The following is a 5,146-nucleotide window of genomic DNA, read 5'->3' on the forward strand; positions in this document are numbered from 1 at the left end:
AAGGGCGCAAGGCGCTGCGGATGGAGTATTTCTATCGCGAGATGCGGCGCAAGACAGGCTTGTTGATGGAGGGGGATAAACCTGCAGGGGGCAAGTGGAATTACGACCACGAGAACCGCAAGCCCGCGCCAGACGATGTTGCGTTTAGTGGGCCGCTTCAGTTCACGCCGGATGCTGTGGTTGAGGAGGTACTGGATCTGGTGGAGCGCCGGTTCGGTAACCATTTCGGTGATCTGCGCCCGTTTTGGTTTGCAACGGACCCCGAACAGGCGCAGCAGGCGCTGGCGCACTTCGTGACCTATGCCTTGCCGCGCTTCGGGGACTTTCAGGATGCGATGCTGGCGAACAATCGGTTTCTCTATCACGCGCTGGTGGCGCCCTACATCAACATCGGTTTGCTGGACCCGTTGGAGGTTTGCCAAGCTGTTGAGCAGGTATGGAAGGAGGGGCATGCGCCCATCAACGCGGCCGAGGGTTTCATTCGTCAGATCATCGGGTGGCGTGAATATGTGCGCGGCATCTATTTTCTGGAAGGGCCGGACTATCCGCATCGCAATGGGCTGCACCATCAGCGAAAACTGCCGGATTTCTATTGGGGTGCGGAGACGCGGATGCGCTGTGTGTCCAAGGCCGTTGAGCAGACCAGGGCCGAGGCCTATGCCCATCATATCCAGCGGCTGATGGTGACTGGAAACTTCGCGCTGTTGGCAGGCTTGGATCCGGCAGACGTGTCGGAATGGTATTTGGCCGTCTATGCCGATGCGTTTGAATGGGTCGAGGCGCCGAATGTCGTGGGCATGTCGTTGTTTGCCGATGGCGGTGTGATTGCGTCAAAGCCGTATGTGTCTTCGGGGGCCTACATCAATCGAATGTCGGACTACTGCAAAGGGTGCCACTACAAGGTGAGCGTCAAAACCGGCGACGGAGCGTGTCCGTTCAACCTGCTTTATTGGCATTTTCTGGATCGGCACCGGGACCGTTTTTCCAACAATGCGCGCATGGGCAACATGTATCGGACATGGGACCGTATGGACGCGACGCGGCGCGAAACGGTGCTGCGCGAGGCAGACGACTTTCTGGATCGGATGTCAGCGGGTGAAATTGTTTGAACGCCGTCGACTTCTGCCCGGCTGTTCGAGGGTAGAAAGATGGCCGGATACTGTACGATCCCCCCAATAAAATACGCAGGTGGGTTCCGGCCATTTCGGGCCACCTGAGAAACCGGTGGCCCGAAACTGAGTTGAATGAATTGAAACGGCCGTTTCTGGGAGGCCTACAAGGCTTGGCCGCGTAAAAGTGCCTTTATTGAATTGGTTTGATGCGCAGCCACTGCAGCCGCCTGAATAGCGGTGCATCATGTGGCTACACGACGCTTTATAGGTCGTCCTTGTGCACGCGATCTGACAGTTCAATGAGCCAGTAGAGCGTTTCGGCTTGATCCTGTGACAGGTCCAGGAGCCCATGGATCGACTTGGCCACGGGGCGAAATTCGTCCCAGCGGAGGTGGAAGTCGATGACATCACGTGCCGTCAGCGGCTCAGTCGCCTCCGGTACGAAGTCGGGTTTGATCGTCATCACGTTTCTCCCATACGTTGAAAGCCGCCGGAGCAGCCCGGTGTTCTGACACAAATATGTCAGGTTCCGGGCCGCGGGGCGCGTGAATAAAGCGTGAAGTCGCTTTTTCGCTTCTCAGAGTTCCGCTAGGGTTAATGCGTGGTGCTGGGGGCATATCCGTGGACGGAAAAGTGCTGGAGATCAATCTGTTCGGGCCTTGTGTCGTCCGCAAAGCGGGCGCCGACGGCTATGAGATCACAGGAACCAAACACAAGGCTTTGTTCGCTTTGCTTGCGACGGCCCCGTTTGGACGCCGCACGCGCAGTTTCCTGCAAGACACCCTGTGGGGCCGGTCAACTTTTGACAGCGGTCGGCAAAGTCTGCGGCGCGCCGTGTCGGATATCAAATCTCATTTAGGCGACGATTTCGACCGGTTCCTGACCACGACTCATTCGGAACTGGCCCTGAACCTTCAGCACGTGCGCTTTCTGGGTCGCCCGGGTGGCGCGACCTTTCTTGAAGGGTTGGACATTCGCGAACAAGGGTTCGAGGAGTGGCTTCACAACATCCGCCAGAACCCCAGCCAGATCTATGGCTTGTTCAGCACGTCGCATCAGCCACCGCCGCCATCCATATTGCCAACGGTTGCCGTGGTCCCTTTTCGGCTTGTGTCCGGTGACCCCAGCCTGAATGCCATGGGCGATTTCGTCGCCGAAGAGGTTTGTCGGTCGCTTTCAAAATCCAGCCTGATGTCAGTGATTTCACACATGTCGGCGCGTCAGCTGAGCCAGCAACAGATCGACATGCAGACAGTGCATGACACGCTTGGGGCGCACTACTGCCTGACCGGGTCACTGCGCGCCCAGGACATGAATGTGACGTTGAATGCAGACTTCATTGACACATCAACAGGGCGCATCCTGTGGACCCGATCATTTGGGGCGCCGGTGACAGAGTTCCTGTCGTCAGAGAGCGATGCCATTGCCGAACTGACCACCGCGGTTGGTCGCATGATTGCGTCCGATACAGTGCGGTATGCGCGGGGCCGGCACATCGTTGATCTTGAAGATCACCGTCTGCTTTTGGCTGGCGTCGGCATGATGCACGAATTGAAGCTGGCCAATTTCGCACGTGCACGCCAACTGATCGAAGAATCGGTGGCGCGCGCGCCCTATGCCCCCGAACCTTTGGCGTGGCTTGGCGACTGGTACATCATGTCCATCTGGAATGGGTGGAGTTCGGACCCGAAATCTGACGCATTGCAGGCGTCCGAGCTGACACAGCGTGCGCTGGACATTGATCCTGACAACTCGCTCTGCCTTGCCGTCGATGGTGTTGTCCACTCGGCTCTGAACAACAGCCAAGGTGTGGCCGAAAAACGGTTCGCGAAGGCGCTTGAAGTCAATCCGAACGATTCGATGTCATGGTTGTTCAGCGGTGTTATGCATGCCTTTCGGGACAGCTCGGAAAAGGCTGTCGAGTATGTGGAGAAAGCGCATCGCCTGTCGCCCATAGACCCGCTGGGCTATCTATTTCATTCTTTTGCGGCCTTTGCTCATGTGTCTGCCGGTGATTATCAGCGCGCGGTCGAGCTGGCCGACTTGTCGCTCGAGATGAACGCGCGCCACGTATCGACGCTGCGAACGAAGCTGTGTGCTCACCATCATCTGGGCCAGCACGAGCAGGTTATGCAGACTGGCGAGCGTTTGCGTCGCCAGCTTCCGTATTTTGATCTGGACGAATATCGTCGGTCGCACCCGGCAGCGGAATTTGACGTTGGAAATCGCATGGTTACGGCGCTGAAAGCCGCCGGTTTTTAGTTTTTACAAAGTTATTTGGAACCAAAAGGGAGAGGTAAATGTCGTTATTTGGGCCATTCCACGCGGGTCACGCCGGACATGCTGGTCACGCCGGACATGCGGGTCACGCTGGGCACGCGGGTCACGCAGGCCATGCTGGACATGCGGGTCATGCCGGACACGCAGGTCATGCCGGGCACGCTGGTCATGCAGGGCACGCAGGACATGCGGGGCACGCGGGTCACGCCGGACACACGGGCGTCTATGCGGCGGGTGGGGCGGTACAAGCCAGTACCATGGCTGTTGTTCACCTTGCCGGGACTGACGATTTCCCTGTGTTTGGTGGCGGGACATTGACGCCCAACGCAACCGATCACATGGGCCGCTACGGGCAGGATGTGCGGTCGATGTTGCTGACCATGGAGTTCCTGGAGAGCTTCAGATCGGTCTACACACCAGAGCCGGGCGCCGGCCGTTTGTCCTTGTCTTGGGCGGGGACGGATTTTGCCAGCTTTGTACCAGCTTCTGCTGAAACGCTGGCCACACAGGTCAATCTGGTTCGCTATTACTTGGATCAACGGGGCGACCGCGGTGCCGAGATCGTCGCCCAGACCGGTGGCGTTACCGAGTTTTTTGCGCCCATCATCGCCTTGCCAGCCGCTCGTTCAAGGCATCTGACCGAGTTGCTGCAGTTCGTTCAGCATCTGGCTGGCCTGTGTTCGATGCCCGCCAAGTACGGGCTTGCATGTCGGCGTCCAGACGAGCTGGATAGCCGGTTGGTTCCGCTGATCCCGACACCGTCCCATGGCAGTCTGCCAAGCGGTCATGCGACCCAGGCTGCAGCCCTTTCCACCGTGCTGGTGGCACTGCTTGAGGCGGCGGACACGGGTATCAGCCATGTGGCTGAGCGCCGTGACATGATCCATGCCACAGGGCACCGCATTGCAGTGAACCGGACCGTTGCCGGGGTACACTATCCCATCGACAGTGCTGCGGGTTTCACCATTGGCATCAATGTGGGTCGCATTATCGCCGCCCTGAGCCAGAATGCGGATGCGGAACTGCTGAAGTTCTCATTTGATCCAAATGACACGGCAGCACAGGGTGCCGACTTCCTCCTGCGCGATGCGAAGGCTTTGTTCGATCCGACATCGGCCACGCCAATTGCGGGCGTCAGCATGGAGCGTGCGACTGTCGCAGCACCATCGGCGGACAGCAAATTCGCCTGGCTTTGGAGCCGCGCGTTGGAAGACATCAACCACTTGCGCGCGACGGCATGACCCCCGCTGCAGCGCATGTGGAATGCGCAGATGGCCCTTACGAAGCGTGGGTGTATGGGACAGGCAAGGGGTACAAACATCCGGGCCTGGACCGCGCCTCGGACGCGTTGACCTGTGTCTTTGAGGCGTCCGAGCCGGTTGAGATGTCCGATATTCCCCACCGTTGGAGTACGGACACCGGTGAGGTTCTGATCCCCGCCCTTTGGACGGCGCGGGGGTTCAAGTCGCGTTTTGTGCCGGCTCTGTTTTATGAGGACGACGACGCGCGCGGCGGCACAACCGCTGCGCGCTTGCAGGGCTTCAAGGCATGTGTGGGTCAGACCGCTATTTCGACCCTCACAAGCATGTCACCCGCGCCGCGCATTGTTGGGCATGTGAACTATCCCGTGCGGGAGCAAACCGTGTTTCGCGATTGGGCAGAAAGTGCTGCACCGGACCCCGCTATTGATCCTGAAGGTATTGTTATTGTTGCGATTATCGATGACGGCATCCCGTTCTGTCATCGCAACTTTA

The 5,146-nt window shown here is 58.6% G+C and carries 6 protein-coding genes; 5 read left to right on the forward strand and 1 reads right to left on the reverse strand.

The window, feature by feature from the left end:
* Nucleotides 1–1,109: cryptochrome/photolyase family protein (locus AC6RA8_RS11760; RefSeq protein WP_500352941.1), on the forward strand; the 1,109-nt coding region annotated here is incomplete at its 5' end.
* A gap of 265 nt (nt 1,110–1,374) precedes the next feature.
* On the opposite strand, the gene AC6RA8_RS11765 is transcribed toward AC6RA8_RS11760, so the two are convergent.
* Nucleotides 1,375–1,575, reverse strand: a complete 201-nt coding sequence (locus AC6RA8_RS11765) for a hypothetical protein (RefSeq protein WP_500352942.1) — start codon at nt 1,573–1,575, stop codon at nt 1,375–1,377.
* Nucleotides 1,576–1,733: 158 nt separating this feature from the next.
* On the opposite strand from AC6RA8_RS11765, the gene AC6RA8_RS11770 reads away from it, so the two are divergent.
* The 4 genes from AC6RA8_RS11770 to AC6RA8_RS11785 all read left to right on the forward strand — a co-directional run.
* The gene (locus tag AC6RA8_RS11770) at nt 1,734–3,374 is read left to right on the forward strand and encodes a hypothetical protein (RefSeq protein ID WP_500352943.1); all 1,641 of its coding nucleotides are present in this window, start codon (nt 1,734–1,736) and stop codon (nt 3,372–3,374) included.
* A 78-nt stretch (nt 3,375–3,452) separates the two neighbouring features.
* Nucleotides 3,453–3,710 (forward strand): hypothetical protein, encoded by a 258-nt coding sequence (locus tag AC6RA8_RS11775; RefSeq protein WP_500352944.1) that lies wholly within the window; start codon nt 3,453–3,455, stop codon nt 3,708–3,710.
* Entirely contained in the window at nt 3,650–4,633 is a 984-nt protein-coding gene (locus AC6RA8_RS11780) for a phosphatase PAP2 family protein (protein WP_500352945.1), read from the forward strand. The genes AC6RA8_RS11775 and AC6RA8_RS11780 overlap by 61 nt, the downstream gene beginning before the upstream one ends.
* Nucleotides 4,630–5,146 (forward strand): hypothetical protein (locus AC6RA8_RS11785; protein ID WP_500352946.1); only part of this gene is annotated, 517 nt, incomplete at its 3' end. The genes AC6RA8_RS11780 and AC6RA8_RS11785, both read left to right, overlap by 4 nt.

This window comes from Tateyamaria sp. (genome assembly GCF_059783535.1).